At 43.6% G+C, this 20333-nt stretch carries 2 protein-coding genes; both read right to left on the reverse strand.

Annotated elements, in window-relative coordinates; genetic code table 11:
* Positions 1–43: 43 nt before the first annotated feature.
* Entirely contained in the window at positions 44–13048 is a 13005-nt protein-coding gene (locus NSS67_RS18745) for a discoidin domain-containing protein (protein WP_339315102.1), read from the reverse strand.
* A gap of 92 nt (positions 13049–13140) precedes the next feature.
* Positions 13141–20157, reverse strand: coding sequence for a discoidin domain-containing protein (locus tag NSS67_RS18750; protein WP_339315103.1), 7017 nt, complete (start codon positions 20155–20157; stop codon positions 13141–13143).
* Positions 20158–20333 lie beyond the last annotated feature (176 nt).

Raw genomic sequence — 20333 nt, forward strand, 5'->3', positions numbered from 1 at the left:
CTACGCCTAATCCAAAATAGAGATCAAGCGTAGAAATAACGTTCTAATTATTCATAAACTTCAAGTAATGCAATACATTTCTCAGAACAACTGCAGCTTCAGCACGAGTCGTCATATCCTTTGGCGCAAATGTTATTGCTGTCTTGCCATTAATCAATCCTTTTTCTGCCGCTGCCGCAATTGCTTGCTGAGCATAGGATGATATTTGAGCATGATCTGCAAAGGATGGTAGACTTGCTTCAACGCTTGCTGTTCCTTGGACAAACTGAATCGCATTCATGATCATCACGACCATTTGCTCTCTCGTAATCTGTGTGTCCGGACTAAATTTCCCCTCGCCAACGCCTTGAACCAAGCCCAACCTCGCTGCTGTGTTCACGTCCTGCGCATACCAAGCTGTAGTACTTACATCTGCAAATGCATTCGATAAGGACTCTGTCGTTAATCCAAGTCCTCTAACCAATAGTGCCGCAAACTGGGCACGTGAGACATGGCTTGCTGGTGCAAACGTCCGCTCCGTCATTCCGTTAATGATCAGTTTAGAGGCTAAGGTCTCCACATCCTTTTGCGCCCAATGTCCAATCATATCATCGAAGGTTTTCTTGTTCTGAACGATTGCGTATAAACCATTTGCTTGACTGAATATGGAGACTTCAGTTTTACCGTTCTTCACATAAAACACCGATGACACGAAACGCATTACTCCAGTTACCGGATCGAATATAACAGCGGTCGCAGACGTTGGATCTTGAATGACACCATTCATATACATGATACGAGTTAAAAACGTATTTCCGAATCGTTGAAGCTCTTCTTCTTTATCATGCGATTTAAGAATGACTTTGAATGCGATAATGTCGCTTACTCGCTTCATTCCTTTTTCTACTATGGATTGTTCAAACTTCTGTTCATGCTGTGAAGTCATATTATCCATTCGAATGATTAAGGTTGCACCCGCAACTTTACCTGATTTCTCCAATTCTTCACGATTCAGATTGGAAAGCGGAAGTTCATAACTGCCTAAATGACTACTAAGTGTAATGATTGTGTCCTTATTCGCTTTCAAGCTGTTGTTCAAGACATCTAGTGGCAAATGTACTGCATTCCATGAATTCACTCCTGGAATCTCAATGTTAAGATTAGGACTTCCAGTTGTTTTATTTAGAGCTTCTAACTTCTTCGCTAAGCCTTCTCTGTCAATGCTTACCGTTAGGCTCAGTGATCCGTTCTGTGCCGTTTCATTTTGTAGTTCTTTCTCTGTTGGCACATAACGATGTGGATCTTCTTTCGTCGGTGATGTCGTTGGTGTAGGTGTTGTTGTAGGACTCGTTGGTGTCGTTGGGTTGCCTGGATCTACACCTGTTCCCGGACCAGTACCTGGATCAATACTGTCGTCTTGCCCACTAATCGTAATCTGTTTGATTCCATAAACTGATGGATTTTCAACGGAAGTCGCCACTACTCTCACAACACCGTTATTCACAGCCTTCAATAAACCACTCGAATTAATGATCGCTATATCCGTTGGTGTTACTCCATCCGCTCCAAAAACTGTCCAAATAACAGATTTGTTCGTAGCATTAGCAGGCAATACATTAACACCAAATTGGAGGGTTCCGCTCTTAGTAGTAATCGTCGACACATTACCCATGCTCGTGACGTCAATCGTTTCAACATTCACAGGATCAGTCCCTGGATCGATAATGTCCGTTTGTCCACTTATGGTAATAGCCATCTCTCCATGAACACCAGAACCATCAGTTGCTGTTGCTACCACTTTCACAGTTCCATCTTTCACAGCCGTGAGCAAACCGGATATATCAATAGTTGCGATATCCGTTTCTGTTATGCCATCTACTCCGTATACAGCCCATGTTACCGACTTATTCGTAGCATTAACAGGCAGCACGGTAGCACCTAATTGCAGGGTTCCGTTCTTAGCTGTAATCGTTGAAACATCTCCTGAGCTTGTGATATGAATTGTTTCAACATTCACAGGATCAGTCCCTGGATCGATAATATCCGACTGTCCACTTATGGTAATAACCATCTCTCCATAAACATTAGAACCATCCGTAGCTGTTGCTACTACCATCACAGTTCCATCCTTCACCGCCGTTAGCGAACCCGATAGATTGATTGAAGCTTTATCCGTTACTGTTGCCCCATCTGCTTCATATACAGCCCATGTTACAGACTTATTTGCATGGGTAGGCAGTACGGTAGCGCCTAACTGGAGGGATCCGTTCTTCGTCGTAATCACCGATGATTCACTTGTAATCGTGATCGATTGAACCATAACATGATTGTTGATACTGTCCTCCATCGTTTGCAACGCAGCATTTAAGTCCTTCTCCGCCTGCTGCAATTGCTGTTGCGAAACAGATACGCTATCGCGTACTTTCTTCGCTTGATTAATGGCTTCTTGCAAAGTTTGTTTCGAACCTTCTGGGTACTGACCGTCTTCATTCCCTTCTATAGCACTGTCATGCTTGCTTTGCACACTTGTAATGAGCGCTTCAAGGGCTTGATAGTCTTCATCCATCTCATTCTTCATGATGTTAATTTCTGCGGCTGAAGCTAATCCACCATGGCCTGCGATAGCAGTTAGTTTCAGGTATCTGCTTGCTACCGGAGCGAATTCCGCGATTTTCTCTGTGCTGTCATCATCCCAGCTTCCGCCTGTAACTGATGTAAAGTTCTCACCGTCCAAGCTTGTTAATATCTCGTAAGAAGTAATATTTCCGTTCTGTGCCCCATTTTGCCTTGGCAAATATTTTAATTTCGAAATGACATGCGTATTACCAAGATTAAGGGTGATCGATTGTGGCAGCGGATTAGACAAATCCCACTTCGTATGCCAGATTGTCGACGGATTACCGTCAATGGCTTGCGAAGCGTCATTATTCTCGCCGCTTGTCTCTTCACTTGTTGCAGTAGCTGTCATTTGCGATTGCGGAATCAGCGACGTGTCAACTGGAACCGCGCCATATACATCCAATTCCCAGAAACTTGCCCATCCATCGGACATATCCGTTACTTGGATTCGTACATACCTTGCGTGTGTATTAAAATAGTCGAACTGCACTTGCTGTGAACTTGACTTTTGCGCTACTGACGCCCAGTTTACATCATCATCTGAAACCTCGATTTGATATCCATAATTCTTATTGTCCATTTCCCACTTCACCCGGCTACCCGATAAATCGTAAATCGCCCCAAGGTCAACTTTGTACCAGTGTCCCACGTTTCCGTCGTCTGCGCTCCAACGACTAGACTCATTTCCATCATTACCGGCTTCTGCAGGATTGTTCCATTGGGAACTGTCTGCGGTCGCGGGCTTATTAAGCGCTATATTTTGAGGGTCGCTGTACATTTGAATTTCTTTAATCGCTGGCTTCTCTGTACCACTGCCCCCTGCAAGTGAATCTACGGTTATTCGGACGTACCTGACCCCGGCTGCCGTGTAGTGGTCTGGGTTCATATCTTGACCCGAAGCCACGCGCCCCGCCACTTGAGACCATTCTCTACCGTTGGAGGAAACTTCAATTCTGTAGGTATAATGCATGTTATCTCTTCCCCAAAGGATTTTACTGCCTACCAGATTGTAAGAAGCACCCAAGTCCACCTGCCACCATGCAGGTGCACTATCGTTAGCCTCCCACCACGAGGCATTGATGCCATCATTCGCTTTAGAAGGTTCGTTGCCGTTTGCTGAGCTGCTTGCGCTAACGGACTTATTTAACGCGACATTTACCAATTCCGGGTGCAGCGTCGCCTGATTTTGGTACGGCGCTACTCCAAACACTTTCAACTCGTTGAAACTGGCTTGACCTGTTTGTACTCCCGTTACCATAATGCGTACATATCGCGCATTAGCAGCCAGCTTATCCCTTTGACGCGACGTTGCTGTCTTATTTTGGGTGTTGTCCAAAATCGTCGTCCAATTCCCTTGATCCTCGGATACAGCGATTTTGTACTGATTATAGGAATTTCCTTTCGCCCAGAGAATTTCCGATCCTGTAATGTTATAGGAGCTGCCCAAATCGACCTCCCACCATTGTCCAGGGTCGGAGTTTGCAGCCGTCCAGCTGGTCGTTTCGTTCCCGTCGTTGCCGTTTGATCCTGGATTTTCGCTTTGCTCGCTGCTTGTCGTTACACTTTTGTTCAAAGCGACATTCTCACCTTCAAACCAATGTTCTCCTCCGTCACTTCCACCTGGCACGAACACGCTTTGACTTGCCTCGCTAGTGATTTCGGCACTTCCTGTCACCAAACCGTTCGCCTTCGCTGTCAGCTTTATGGTGCCAGGAGTATGAGAAGATTGCACGAACGCGGCGGCTACGCCTCCTTCTACCGCAACTGGATTTGCATAAGTTCGTGTTACGCCATTGCCAATTAGCCCACCTGGGCCGCTCAAGTTTAAGGAAACAGAAACGGAATTCGTCGGAACAATGTTATTGTCAGCATCTCGTACCGTAATGTAAGCCATCACCAGGTCAGAACCGTCCGCAACGAGCCCCTTCCCTTTCGTATCGTACTCTACATCCAGATGATGAGGCTGTCCCGGCGTATTCACGGTGTGTGATGCCACAACCACGCCGTCAATTAGTCCATCTGCCCGCAACGCTCCCGCTGTCCAAGGTACATCGTTAAATGTAAATGTCGGATGGGCTACATGCTTAAATCCGCTGTCGGGATTTTGGGTAGTGATGAGTGTATTGTTCAAATAAAGCTTAATTTGCTCCGTATTGCTCGCCACTGTGACGTTTCTTGACGAAGATGGTGTCCAATAATTGGCTATAAAGACCATCGGACCAGAGTCGACGCCGCTTAGCTTCAAGCCAGGATCACGCTGGCTTTGGAAGAAATAGTAATTGAATTTCGGATACCGGTCCAGATCCACGAGGCCTGCATAGGCCGGGTCGTTATCCATGCCGCGGTTGTTATCGCTAAAGCTCCAGATCGAATGTCCGGCTATGCGCGGATTAGCATTAAGTCCCGCCCAATCGAAGTATCCTTCACCGTTCAGAGCTTTTTGACGTAAGAGGAGGGAGTTGATCATATCGATTTCGCCCACTTTGCGGACCGAACGATACCCCGTAGGACTTGTCGCACTTTCCGACCATTCGTCTCCCCATTCCCTCGTAAAGAGCGGCTTTTCCGCCGAATCCAATTCTTTGTAGTTCACATCAAAAACTTCTTTTCCGTAAAGTCCGTATTCCGCAGACGTATACGTCTGATCTCCCGGATATTCTTCATGAGTTGCATTATGGGCGTTCTGCGCATACTCCAGTGAGTAGGTCGTTTCATTCAAGCTGGATTCCCACATAATAATGCTCGGATGGTTTCGATCACGACGCACCATATCTCGGATGGCTTGATAGGAACGCTCTTGGAATACTGAATCTCCGAAGAATTGCCAGCCCGGCGTTGGGGCGATAACGGTCAATCCAAGTTCATCCGCCGCATCTAGGAAAGATGGATCCTGCGGGTAATGACCTGTGCGAACGTTGTTAAAGCCGATTTCTCTGAGTTGCTTGGCATCGCGATATTGACCGGAATTTGGCATCGCATTACCGACATATAGATACTCTTGGTGCCGATTCGCGCCATTTAGCATTAATTTTTCACCATTAATGAGAAAGCCTTGATCAGGTGTAAATTGGATCTGCCGAATTCCTATTCGGGTTTTGTAGCTATCTACATAAGCAGCTCCGTCATTCACAGATGTATACACCGTATACAGATTAGGATGGTCGGGATGCCAAAGCTTCGGATTGCTAATCTTCGTCGATTGGACAAACGTATGGTCGCTACCCGCCCCTATATTTTGAGCATCGCTCACGATAGTGGCGACCACTTGATTGTTGCTGTCGACGATCGTGGTTTTGACACTGCTGTTCTTAGCGCTCGCGTTTTCATTGATGATATTTGTCTTCACTTGCACCGTCGCTTCGTCTTTACTTACCTCTGGGTAGGTAACAAAGATGCCGCCGTCTGCCACCTTATTTGCGTATATAGCATCGGTGACGTGCAAGTTATCCATGACATGCAGCTTAACGTCTCGATAAAGTCCGCCAAAATATGCAAAGTCCAAACCGCTTTGCGGCTTTCCTGGCGGGGTTTGCGGATCGTCCCTGTTATCAAGCTTTACTGTGATGACATTTGTTGCACCACCCAATTGAACATACTTTGTAATATCGAATGTAAAAGGAGTATATCCGCCGTGATGAATGCCAAGATACGTGCCGTTAATCCACACTTCTGCGTTGGTCATCGCCCCTTCAAATTCGATAAACAGTTTCTTACCACTGTAAGAATTATCGAGCGAGAAATGTCTTCGATACGATGCCAAGCCTTGATAGCTTTGATTGATGCCCCCGTTGATTTTCGGTTCTAGACGTACGCTATGAGGTAAATTAACACCCTCCCAGCCGCTATCATCGAATGTTAACTCTTGGGCTCCGCTTACATCCTCACGTTTGAATAACCAGCCTGTATTGAAATTTAATTCCTCTCGGTTCGTTGGATCAACTGACGGATTCTGATCATCATTTTGTCCAGTGATGATAATTACTTTTTCGCCGGAGAGTGAGGAATCGTCCGTTGCTGTTGCAACGACTTTCACACTTCCATCCTTCACAGCTGATAGCACACCAGATTGGCTGATAACGGCTTTATCTGTTGCAGTGCCATCAATTTCAAAAACACCCCATGTCACTGGCTGATCAACTGGAAGCACAACTGCTCCTAATGAAAGGCTTCCGCCCTTAACGTTGATACGATTAGTTTCGCTTGTGATCGTGATCGATTTTCCATTCGGATCAGTGATTATGAGCGATTCGAATTTTTGTAGCGCAGCTTTCAAAGAATCAACAGCCTCCTGCAACTGCTGCGGTGTAACCGAACTGCTGTTGACAACCTTTTTCGCTGCATTTATGGCTGCCTGCAACGTTTGTTTCGAACCGATAGGGTATTGTCCCTTGCCGATACCTTCAACAGCGTTATCATGCTTGCCTTGCACATTCGTTATAAGTTTAGCAAGCTCCTGATACTGTACATCACTAGCATCTTTGCTTACATAGAGTTCCCCAGCTGAAGCTAATCCGCCATAGCCTGCAGTAGCAGTAAGCTTCAGATATCTACTTGTTACCGGAGTGAATTGTGCTATTTTTTTATTGCTGTCATCACTCCAATCTCCGCTTGTAAACCGTGTAAATGATGTTCCATCCAAACTTGTCGATAATTCATAAGAAGTAATATTGCCGTTTTGTTCCCCATTTTGCCTTGGTAAATACTTAAGTTTCGAAATGACTTGCGCTTTGCCAAGATCCAATGTAATTGACTGTGGCAATTCCGCCATAGGATCCCATTCTGTATGCCAGATGGTTGAAGGGTTTCCATCTATGGCATTACCCGCTTCGTTTCCGCTGCGATTGCTAGTTGATGTCGCTGTCATTTCACCTTGCGGAATATCATTTGTATCTGTAACTGCTGGTGTATAATCATTCGTTCGTGTGACAACGAATCCTTGAGTTGCATCTACGGAATCCGTGCCAGGGATCATGCGATTAAAGTTGATTTTCTTGTCAACATCGCTTTCTTTAACACTATTCCCTGTGACAGTAACGGCTTTAGATGCATCAAATTTGAGCTCAAAACCACCTTGATTCGCAGTATTGTTCGTAAACGTAAATCCGTCCACACTCTTTGCATAAATCTCAGAGTTTCCGTCCGTTTTGTTAAACTGGTTGCCATCAATCACAATATGACTATGCACGGTCTTATCTGGATTCGTCAGGGAAGTATTCGGATCAATACTAATCACTGCGTTCCCGTTATTATTAAACGTATTGTTACGGATCAAGACATCCTTCACCATTCCGGATTCGTACCAGCTACTAGCATCATGAGCGATCAAGATCGCGCTCATCTGCATGCCATTAAACGTATTGTTCTCGATGCGAACAGAGCCGCGCGTTGTCACGAGGAGGCCTCTAGTCGGAATCGATTCAAACGTTGAATTCTTAACGGTAACATTCGGCGTCCATGTGGCATTTTCAACCACATACTCATTCGCAGTTACCGAAGAAGGTACTGGTTTATCTAGAGTAAGAATAATTTGAGTATCATCTACGCGTTTCACATCGGTGACCACTGCACTTTCCTTCGAAAGTAAAGTCGACTTGTTGATATAGTCGATCGTATCTCCGACGGCAAATGCATCAAAGCCCCAGCTTTCAGGATGCATAAATTGAACTTTCACCTGATTGGATGCTGGAATCTGCACAATTTGCAGATGAGTGCCGTGAATGTTAATCGCATCATCATGTGCTCCAGCAAAATAGGAGTTCGACACCCGAATCTCACCCTTGCCTCCAGAAACTTGCAGGAAGTCCGCCATCGATGCGTTCGTCCGCCCACTGCCTGTCTTAGGTGCAAAGTTCAAGTTATCGAGTGATACGTTCTCACTATATTGGCTGATAATTCCAAGCCCAGGTGCAGCATAGAAGTTAACATCTGACCATGCAATATTCTTACTTCGATAGATCAACGTACCTTGCTCTCTTCTTGTTGTATCCCGAAACTGAAATGTGTTTCCTACCGATAAATTTGGGCTCTTACTGAAGTTGAATTGAACCTCGCGTTTACCGAGATCCTTCGTGCTTGTTGTGCCGTCTAGAGGATTAGCCACTCTCCATGTCTGTTTCGTAGCTGGGTTATACTCTTGCACAGCACGTACATTTTGTGTTCCGTTCTCTATCCAATTCTCTTCACCGAACCATACTAATTCATTATTCTGAATAGAGTACCATGAATCCGGATGTATACTCGCTTTCATGTAGTTTTCGCCTACTTCAGTAACGGTCATCTCCGATACGACAGGACGGTTAAAATCGATGTTAATTCCGTTCACTTTAATATTTGTTGCACGGTCAAATACCATGGGTGTCATCACACCATGGAATAACAAGGTCGAACCATTTCCTCGAATGGTAAGATCATCGATATCCTTGAATAAGAGACCTACCTTACGAGAGCTGCTGGGTGTCTGTTCTTTTGTGGTTGTATTTGAAATGAAATATTGCACTTGATTTGCGGTTGATGCTTTAAATTGATAAGTTTCTGTAGGAGGAAAGTCCAGAATGACAGGCTTCTGCGCCGCTTTGGCAGCCTCAATTGCGGCTCTTACCGCATCCCCAGCGTCTTCACCTTTATAATTTAGAGAAATTACGCTGTGATTAACTCCATTAATTGTTTCTATAGTCTGTTTATAATAATCTTCGGCTTTGTCCACGCCCTTAACTACACGGGACTGAATATCCGCTCGATCAACTGAAATAAATGTGTTGTTCGAATTGTCATTCTTTTGATCTGTCACTCGAATTTTGAGTACATGCTCCTGATTCAACATCTCAGAGCTTTCAAAGAGCAGTTGTTGATCTAAACGCGAAGAGGCGTAAGTATCAACCTGTTGTTCAGGACCACCGTCGATGGAGAACGCAACGATCCCCTGATTATCGTTTTTAGCTCCATATATTTTCACCTTTGATCCAGTAAAACGCAGGAGCGCGTATGAACCCGCTTTGTTCGAATAATGGTTGTCACGATTGAATGCCCCAGCTTCGGAAGAGCTATAATCCCAACCCGAACCGTATACAAACTGATCACTTCCTGATCCAGTTGCATTGTCATTCACGGTTCTATCTAACGAAAATAAAAACTTCTGGTTACTGCCCGTACCCGCTTTGTTTTGTACGAATTGTTCACCACTTGAAACACTGTTGTCGGGTATTTCAATTACTTTTCCGCTAGCCCGGTTTTTTAATTGATAATAGCCATTACCTGCATCTACGACTGACCATTCATCATTGTAGGTCGCATCATCGGTGTATGAGGCTTGAATGATTCCGGCACCGTCTGCTGTTGCAGCATTCTCTACAGCAAGTGCTTTAGAACTGCTCATTGAGATAATTTTGTAATAGCCTGGTTTTGTCTTCATAAACATCCATTGTTGATTCTGACCCGAACTTTCGGACCATTGTATGATTGCAGCGCCATCTGATTTGGAATCCTCGTTCACATCCATACGAAGATTGCTGTGTTGAACCGTTAGATTGAACTTTTGTTGATCAAAGAGATCACTAACAGGATCAATTTTCAATAATTGCTCATCTGAATCTGTGATTGAAGATTGGATCAACTGTGTCCCTGTGTCTGTGCTGTTGGTTGATGCTGTAAGAGCTTTACCACTTCCGCGATTAACCAACTGATAATAACCGCTCCCTTTATCAACGAGACGCCATTCATCATTATAAGAGGTATCTGAAGTATAAGTTTGCTGTACTAGTTTCGCACCATCGGTCATTGATGAATCTAGCACTGCGATCACTTTTTCACTCGTGTTGTTGGTGATTTTATAGTAGCCATCACTTACGTTTTCTACATACCACTGTTGACTACTTGCTAACGGAACTGCAGGCATTTGAACAACAGCTGCTTGCTCTTGTTCTGATGCTTCTTCAATATCTAGCAAATGACCACTGTTTTTCATTTTCATATTGTACAAATGTCCATCTTGTAAAGGAATCGAACCGATCGTGTAAACGCCTCCAATTTGTGTGTCAAAAGAAATCTGATTGTTATTGTCTATGGAGTACTTTACATTCTGCCCTGCTTGATTCATAACACTAGCACCAGCAATGCTTGGATAAGAAACAACCGCACGATTACCTTTGTTCGATTTAACACTAATATTTGTAGCCCTAGTATTGTTCCAATTCACACTAACCTCAAATCCCCCACGTGCTACCAAGCCTGAATAACTTCCTTCTGGCCAAGAAGCAGGTAGCGCCGGCAAAATATCAATATTGTCCAAATGACTTTGCAGTAGCATTTCAGACATACCGGACGTAGCTCCAAAGTTGCCATCGATTTGGAACGGTGGATGTGTATCGAACAAGTTATTTAATGTACTTCCTGTAAGCTGCCCTTCCAGAATCGTATGTGCATGTGTACCGTCTTGCGCACGAGCCCACATGTTAATTTTGTTGGCTTTACTCCAACCTGTACCCTCATCTCCACGATGCTCCAATGATACTTTGGCTGCTTTCAGGAGTTCTGGCGTATTTTTGTTAATTTGCTTTCCTGGAAACAGAGCGATTAATTGAGACAAGTGGCGATGTTTGTTGTTCGGATCGTCGATGTCCTCTTTCCATTCTTGAATTTGTCCGTACTTTCCGATTTTAATTGGAGACATTTGATTTAATTTAGTCTGGACTTCCTCACGAAAATCAGAATCGACTTCTAAGGTTGCACTCGCTTCCAAATAATTAGTAAAAAGATCTTGTACGAGCTGCTGGTCATAAGCACACCCTGTACTGATCGTTCCTTGTTCCGGTGAATAACAAGGCGTGGATACCAATGTTCCATCCGTATCTTCAACTAAATACTGGGTCCAAAATTGTGTCGTTTCTTTCAAAATTGGATACACACGTGACTTCAGTAGATCGATATCTCCTGAAAATTTATAACTCTCCCAAATGTTATTCGAAATAAAAGCATTGGATGCCGGTGACCAGCCCCAATCAAAATCCCATCCCGGTGCAGTATACCCGAATGGATTGTTTGCCACTCCAATCGACCATGCATCTTTAATGCCATAATATTTCTCAGAAGAGATTCTTCCTGGAGTGCGCAATGAATCAATGTAATCGATCAATGGTGACATCGTCTCCGAGAGATTCGATACCATCGCTGGCCAATAATTCATTTGAATGTTGACATTAAAGTGATGATCACTGCTCCATGGCGCTCTATTGGAATTATTCCATACGCCTTGTAAGTTGGCCGGTAGTGAACCGGAACGAGAAGATGAAATAAGAAGATATCGGCCATATTGATAAAATAAAACCTCTAACGCTTTACTTTTCGTTCCTTCATATGTGGCTAAAAGCTCGTCCGTAGGAATCGTAGGCTTGGAATCGCCCAAATCTAGTTTTACACGATCAAACAAAGACTTATAATCTCGCTTATGATTCTCCAGTAGCGTTTCGTATGTTTTACCCTCAGCGGCATCCAATATTGCAACTTCCTCATTATGCGGGTCTGTACCTCTATAAGTCGGATAGCTATTAGTATAATTGGTACCCATTGTAGTAAGAATGGTTAACGAATCAACATTCGCTGCATGGATCTTCCCATCTCCTGGGGCTATATTTCCACCTTGATGGAGCACACGGAAGTTCGCTTCATATAGCATATTGTTGTCAGGCACATTCCCCCGAATATTAATGTTGTTGCCGCTCGCCGAAACGACTCCTCCCTGAGCACTCATCGGTCGTACATCCAAGGATAGCTTACCCGGCTGATTGGCTGTCAGACGCGTAACCATCACTTTATCTGGATAGCTGACAAAATATTCTCGCGTATACTCTACTCCATCTTGCGTGTATTTCACTCGAGATATCGCATCTTCAATATCGAGTTCGCGGCGATAATTCTCAGCATTGCTCGCTGTCTTCTCAAAGTCTAGGTACAAGTCTCCAAAGGTTTGATAACTTCCTAAGCCTTCATTCAATCCTGTAAGATTTTCATTCGCTTCTTTATGAGCACCTTCGATATCCCCCTCACGGAGTTTAGCTCGAACACTCTCTAAATGATCTGCACCACCCTCACGATTACCGAATGTATATGGGTTAGAAGTCGTTGGTTCATTCGTGGAAGGCCAAGTGTATACAAAAGAAGAACCTGGCCCGCCGGACCATAACGTTTTCTCATTTAATTGAATACGTTCCTGTTCGATGCCACCAAAAACCATCCCTCCCATATGTCCATTGCCAATCGGTAACGCATCACTTTCCCAATTTAATGCGGGTTGTCGGTACCATAGAGATAATTTATGTTCCGGGGCATCGGACAGCATAGTGATAGCGCTTACATTTTCTGCATTAGCTATGGGGACGGATATAGGATGCTGAATAATTAAGCTTAATGTTAAAGCGCTCACTGTGAAACGTTTAGCTAACGATCTGATCTTAAACAAGAGCACTCATTCCTCCTAATATGACTAGTTGATAATAATTGTGCTCGGTTCAGAACTAACGTTGAACCGAGCACAATATTTTAACCGTATTTCTAATTCAAAAATTTTAAATATTGCAAAATTTGTTTGATCATCACAGCTGCCTCAGCTCGTGTGGCTGCATCTTGTGGAGCAAATGTTGTTCCTGTTTTACCTTTGATTAATCCTTTGCTTACCGCTTCTGTTACTGCTTGCGCAGCATAATCAGAGATCCGGTTCTGATCAGCAAATGGAGTATGGGTTTGAGATTCTTCTTTATGATCACCTTGAACAAGCCCAACAGCGTTCATGATCATCACAACCATTTGCTCTCGTGTAATCCGTGCATCCGGACTGAATTTACCCTCACCAACGCCTTTAATCAAACCAAGTTTCGCTGCCGTATTCACATCCTGTGAATACCACGCAGTTGCACTAACATCTGCAAACATATTTGTTACCGACTCCGTCGATAACCCCAGTCCTCTTACCAGTAGTGCCGCAAATTGAGCACGAGTAACTTGGCCTGCTGGTGCAAATGCCTGATCCGTCATTCCGTTAATGATCAGTTTAGAGGCTAAGGTCTCCACATCCTTTTGCGCCCAATGTCCAATCATATCGTCGAAGGTTTTCTTGTTCTGAACGATTGCGTATAAGCTATTTGCTTGACCGAATATCGAGACTTCAGTTTTGCCGTTCTTCACATTAAACACCGATGGCACGAAGCGCATTTGACCTGTGATCGGATCGAATATAACAGCGGTCGCAGACGATGGATCTTGAATAACGCCATCCATATTTATGACACGTGTCATAAACATATTGCCGAAACGTTGAAGCTCTTCTTCTTTATCATCCGATTTAAGAATGACTTTGTACGCGATGATGTCGCTTACTCGCTTCATTCCTTTTTCTACTATGGATTGTTCAAACTTCTGTTCATGCTGTGAAGTCATATTATCCATTCGAATGATTAAGGTTGCACCCGCAACTTTAGCCGCTTTCTCAAGTTCTTCACGATTCAGATTGGAAAGCGGAAGTTCATATCTGCCTAAATGGCTACTTAGTGTTATGATTGTGTCCTTATTCGCTTTCAAGCTGTTGTACAAGACATCCAATGGAAGATTAACTGCATTCCGTGAATTCACTCCTGGAATCTCGATATCGAGATTAGGGGTTCCTGTAGTTTTGTTAAGTAATTCTAACTTCTTCGTTAAAGCTTCCTTATCAATATTAATGGTCAGGCTTGTTGTTCCGTTCTGTGTAGTTTCACTTTGCAGTTCTTTTCCAGTTGGCACATAACGATGTGGATCTTCTTTTGTAGGAGGAGTCGTTGGTGTAGGTGTAGGGTTCGTTGGTGTCGTTGGGTTGCCTGGATTTGTGCCTGGATTTGTTCCTGGGTCTGGAGTAGGCTCTGGACTGTCATTTTGCCCGCTTATCGTAATCTCTTTTGTCCCATAAACTGTGGTGTTATCAACGGATGTAGCGACAACTTTCACTACGCCGTTCTTCACAGCCGTTAACAACCCATTTGTATTGATGATCGCTGTATCTGTTGGAGCTATTCCATCAGCTCCATAGACCGCCCACGTAACGGATTTGTTCGTAGCATCAACTGGTAGGATCTCCGCCTGTAACTGAAGAGTTCCTTTCTTAACGTCAATGGACGACGAAGTGCTCGTGATTGAGATGGACTGAACTTTCACATGTTGATTCTTTGAAGCCTCGAATACTTGAAGTGCTGAATTTAAATTATTTGTTGCTTGTTCTAACTCCTGCTGGGTAGTGGAATTATTATCAACTGTTTGCTGAGCCTCCAAGATCGAAGCCAACAATTCCTGTTTCGAGCCAATTGGATACTGCCCAGCGGCCGTTCCTTCCACTGCTAAATCGTGAATGGCTTGAGCATCTGCGATACGTGCAGCAAGCTGTGCTCTATAAACATCATCACTAACGATTACATTCGCAATAGCTGGAATCACCGTGCCGTCTACCACTCCACTTACGCTAAAGCTACGTGCTTCGGCATACTCTGAAGGATCAATCAGGTCCCATACAACTGATTTATCTTGGGTTGTTCCATCACTGTAAACAGCCGTTACAACTGTTGGCAGTACTGGTGGAGTTCCGGTCACCGTAGCTACATTGACTGGCATGATATTTGTAATCACTGGTGCAGCGACAGGCACCCATTTCGCATAGAGAGTAATATCATTTGTTGGGACCGTATCAATAGTGAAATCCCATACGTTCTTCAATGCTTCGTCTTTATACCAATTCTCAAACTTAAACCCTTCCCGAGTCGGTTCTGCAGGTGCAGTAATTTTTGTTCCGACTTCAGCCCCATATAAGGAAGAAATCGAACTTCCTCCATTACTGTTGAAGTTAATCGTTGTACCTGTATTGAGTTGGGAAGTTTTCCATTCATCATGCCAACTTATCGCAACTCTGCGATTCTCGTTATCGAGTTCAAGCGGAAGCCAAACATATCTTGAATCACTCAAATTATTCGGGTACCAACGATCGGCCATAAAGATAAATTTATTCGGTACGAGAGTGCCATTACCATCCCGATATGGTAGTACAAATGTGCTTTGACTTCTGAATGTATCTCTACTGTCATTAACCATAGGATTGCCTTTATTTTCCCACGGTCCAAACATTCCCTCAGTGGAGACGCGGTATTGGGCTTCGTTAGGATCCCAACCGGACAAACCGGACGTAATCATATAATAGACTCCGTCTTGCTTAAAGATCGTTGGTGCTTCTCTCCAATCTTTAAACGCTCTCACATAGTGAGTCCCTTCTAAGGATTCACCCTTCTCATTCTGGGCTGGACCTGTATAATCATCGTTCAACATCATGATTATGGTCGTAGCATTTTCTTCGGAAGAATAAACCAAGTAGGCTTTATCATGCGTCGCTTCATTACCATCGTCATCGACATACAAGGTCATATCACGAAGCATTCCTTCATTGCCATGTTCTTCACCTACATTTGGCAAACGGGATGTGCTGAGATATTTAAACGGTCCAGTTGGCGAATCGCTGACGGCAACACCGCCTTCTGCTGTCCAATATTCGCCAGCAATCGGTCCGTCCTGATGCCACCACATCACATAGTTGTTGTTCTTCTTGTTGTAGACCACTTTAGGACGCTCGACAACTTTATCCCAGTTAAAATCTTTATACATCCCTTGCTTCTTTTCGTTCGAATAATTCGCATACAGCGCATTTAACTCAGCGATTCGTTCCGGTGAATTATGTTTACTGAGCGTATTGTTCGGCGCTTTCATGTTACCTGTGTAATCTTCATCTTTACTTGTGATTATTACTTTCCTATCCGGATCGTATGGAACCCCGCTATTCTTGTACGTTTCAGAATTTTCATCCAGATATAATGGCAGTTTTTCAATCTCATCATCCGGCACTTCATCTTCGCCAAGTTGAGGATTATTGAAGACAGGCAATACGATGCCTTCATTTTGCCATGTGTACAAATCTTTGGACGAATATGCGTGAACGCCAGTAGGAAGATAACCTTCCGTCTTGTCTTCACCGTACCAGTAATATGTCTTGTTCTTCTCGTTATACAGAATGCCTCCGCCATGTGCTTGAATCGGCACGCCTTCCGTATCCAGCCATACTTCACCGCTCTTAATGGAGCTTCTGTTATTTACAGTCAAATAGAGATTGTATAAATCCTTTACATGCCTAGTGTAATACGAAATACTTTCTTCGGTTAAATCACTTAGATTACCAATCGTTGTAATTTGCTTTTCAATCGCATCTTTCACTTTTGGACTAATAGATGACAATGTACGCAATTGATCGATTGCATCTTGTAGGCTACTAGTATCAAAAGTCGCTGTTTGTTTCTGACTAACTGCAATCTCTGCTGTGCTGAGTGTGTTGCCGTCTCCGCCAGTCGTTATAGCCTGAATCGCGATATACCGAGCTTCAACGGATTTGAACGTTGCGGATTGAACACTCGTGCTATTGGCTTCAAAAGAGCCATTTGCTGCAAATTTGAAATTCTTGTCCAAATAAGCTTGCGTACCGTCAGCAGGTAAATCCTTCAGGTTCGCATCGCTGTAATAGATTTTGAATTGATTGATGCGACCGTTTGCCTTATCTTGTCTTGGTGTAACAAGCACCTTGCCAACATCACGTATGCTCTCACCCAGATCTACAACGATATAATCGCCAGATTTATACTTCCGGCCATTCTTGTCCCAGTTCGATTCGAAGTAGGTATAAATGTCATTATCCACCATTAGATTAGCTGGATTTCCGTGATAGGCTTCTGGTGTATAGAAAAGGCTCATTCCCTTAATATTTGGATCACTGTTTTGAATATTAGAAATCTCAATTAAGATACGACTGGAAAGTTTTGCGATCTCTTCTTGTGTCGCTGATGCGCTCTTCAGCAGAGTTGCAGCTTGAATAAGGATCGCGTCCAGATTCTTGAAGTAAGACTCATCTTTCTCAGAATCTGTTTTGAACTTCTCTGCAGCTTGAATTGCGCTGTCTAAGCTGGAGAAATCCACTTTATATCCCTGCTTGTTAAAAATATTGATCTCTGCAGCCGATGCATATTGTTTGCCTGCATCGCTTCTCGATTCAAGTGCGGTAAATCTAACATATTTAGCACCCTGCGCATTAAAGGTTGCTGTTTTCTCTGTCTTATCGGCATTCCAAGTTCCTTCTGCGACTACTTTGGTGAAATCTGTACCATCGTCACTTACAGAAACTTCGAACTTAGTGACTACACCATTCCAGTCCGCATCCTGCCGCGGCAAATATTGAAGTTTATAGATACCGTTATATGCTTTACCGAGATTATAAGTAATGGAATGCGGAAGTGTTGAATAATCGTTGTTATATGCTGTATGCCATTTACTCCAAATATCACCATCAATAGTCTTCGCCGGTCCATCCTCAGAAGCAGAATTGTCAGACGTTGCACTCATCTGGCTTTGTGGGATAAGTCCTTGGCCTAGAACGCTATATTCGACATTCAGCTTGTAAAGGATTTGTGTGATCTCTTCCTGTGTCGCTAAAGTGTTCGCTTGAACCACTTTGGCTTCATTCACCAAATCTTGCAAATCCGATACATTTGCGTTATTAGCTGAAATATAGTTTTCTGCTCTAGAAATTGCATTAGCGAGTAAAGTCGTATCCACTGTGAAATTGGACTTTCGCATAATATTTATCTCGGCAGCCGAAGCGAACTCTGATCCCGACGCATTCGATTCATCGACCTTTAACTTTACAAATCTCGCTTTCTGCGAAGTGAACGTTGCAGTTTTTTCAGATTTATCGTTGTTCCAGGTTCCTTGCGCAACCGGTGTGAACACAGTCCCATCTGAGCTAACCTCAATCGTAAATTTCGTAATGATTCCGTTCCAATCTTTATCTTGCCTTGGTAAATAACTCAGCTTGTTGACATCATATTCGGCTCCAAGATCATAGGTAATCGAATGTGGTCCCTTAGCTTTAGGGTCCCATGAAGTATGCCAGTTCGTCCATTGATCACCATCCAATGATCTCTCTGCTGCTTCACCAGATTGAGCACTACTTGCAGTTACCTTCATATCGTTCTGAGGAATGACTGAGTCACCAGTAAAAGAAGCACCTTCAATTACGAAGGTTGTGATGGATTTTGCTCCAACAGTCGTTTGTAACATATTATCCAGAACTGGAACTTTAGTCTTCTGTACGACATTCTCTGTCGCGGAAGAAACATAAGGCGTTGCATCTCCAGTGACCGTATCAAACTGTGATAAGTCTAAAGAAATATTTTGACTAGTTATGTTTGGATTTCTATATACAACATGAATTTTGTTAGTATTTGGATCATAAGCAGCCAACGTGTTATCGTCGGTATCCCCTATAAAGCTTGCACCCTGCGGAATAAATTTACTGAATTGCTGCATGGCATAATACTTCTTCGTGTACCACCATTCTTGCGTGTCGAAATCTGCATGAAGGAGACCCCAGTTCATGTTCTCCTTATCCTTCTGCATGTTCTTCTCACTTTCAATCGCTTGCCAAGTGATCCACGCCGTAGGTTCTAACCAAGTAATGTCCGTCATAATTCTTTCTGCCAATGCTAGTGCCGGCTCGAAATCATCGTGATCGTGAGCAATTCCGGAAGGACCTAGATCTACTTCAGACATCCATAACGGTTTGTCTGCAGCTTTTGCGGCATCTCTGATCTCAGCCCGCTTTGACCCACCGTAGGAGTGGGTATTCATTTTACCAACATTAGCTTTGGTTGTCTCATCATAAGAATTCCAGTTTCTAACAAAGGTATCCAGAATCGACTCATCCATAGCAGCAATTTCTACAGACTGTAGATTGGCTTTATCCAGTTTAGCGCGTGTTGTATTAATGATTTTCATCTGAGAACCAACATCCCAGTGGGAACCCTCTTGTCCCCCGCCAAATCCCCAGTAATTCGTACTTGGTTCATTTACAGGTGATAGATAATTGAAATCAATATCCCAGTCATTTTTGAAATGCTTCACAACTTCTGTTAAATAGTCAGCAAAATTATCGTACTCATCCCACTTTAAGTTGTCTTTCCCTGAATCCCAATGACCAGTAGTACTTCCGCTTTCCGTCATATAATACGGAGCAGAATTTGAGAACGCTTCCAGAATGTTGGCACCTCGTTCTTTCGCTGCTTGTAGCCACCAACGCTGATTCGCATCTTGCGTCCAATCGAATACTCCAGGAGATGGCGAGAATCCAGGTATTTCTCCTCCTTGACGCATCGTATTGTAAGAAGGATTCTCCCCGCCGCCAATATTATATCTGGCAATATTAAAGTTTAGTCCTTCAGGTGAGTAGAGCGAATCCGCCAAAGCATCTTTGACTTTATCGTTCCAACCACCTGTGATATTACCGAACCAGGCAAGCGATGTTCCCCATCCCTCCCAAGGCTTTTGCATGTGGTTAGGATCAAGCTTAATTGAAGCATTCGCGGCACTTACTTTCTCACCTGTCAGACCCATAAACATAGGTACAATCAACGAAACAGAAAGAAAAGACATGGACAACCTTCGTCTTACTGTAGTAATCATCTAGATTACCCCCTTATCACATAATTGAACTTTAAATCGATGACACTTTAAACAATTTTCCATTCACCATTGTCATTGCACTGTTTTCTAGATTTTTATCACCTCCTCTATGGAGTGTAAACGATTACAATTATGTATCCTAAAACTATTAATTCATTCTTAAATAAGATTTGGTT

Origin of the sequence: Paenibacillus sp. FSL R10-2734 (assembly GCF_037963865.1) — a bacterium.
Lineage (GTDB): Bacteria > Bacillota > Bacilli > Paenibacillales > Paenibacillaceae > Paenibacillus_AQ.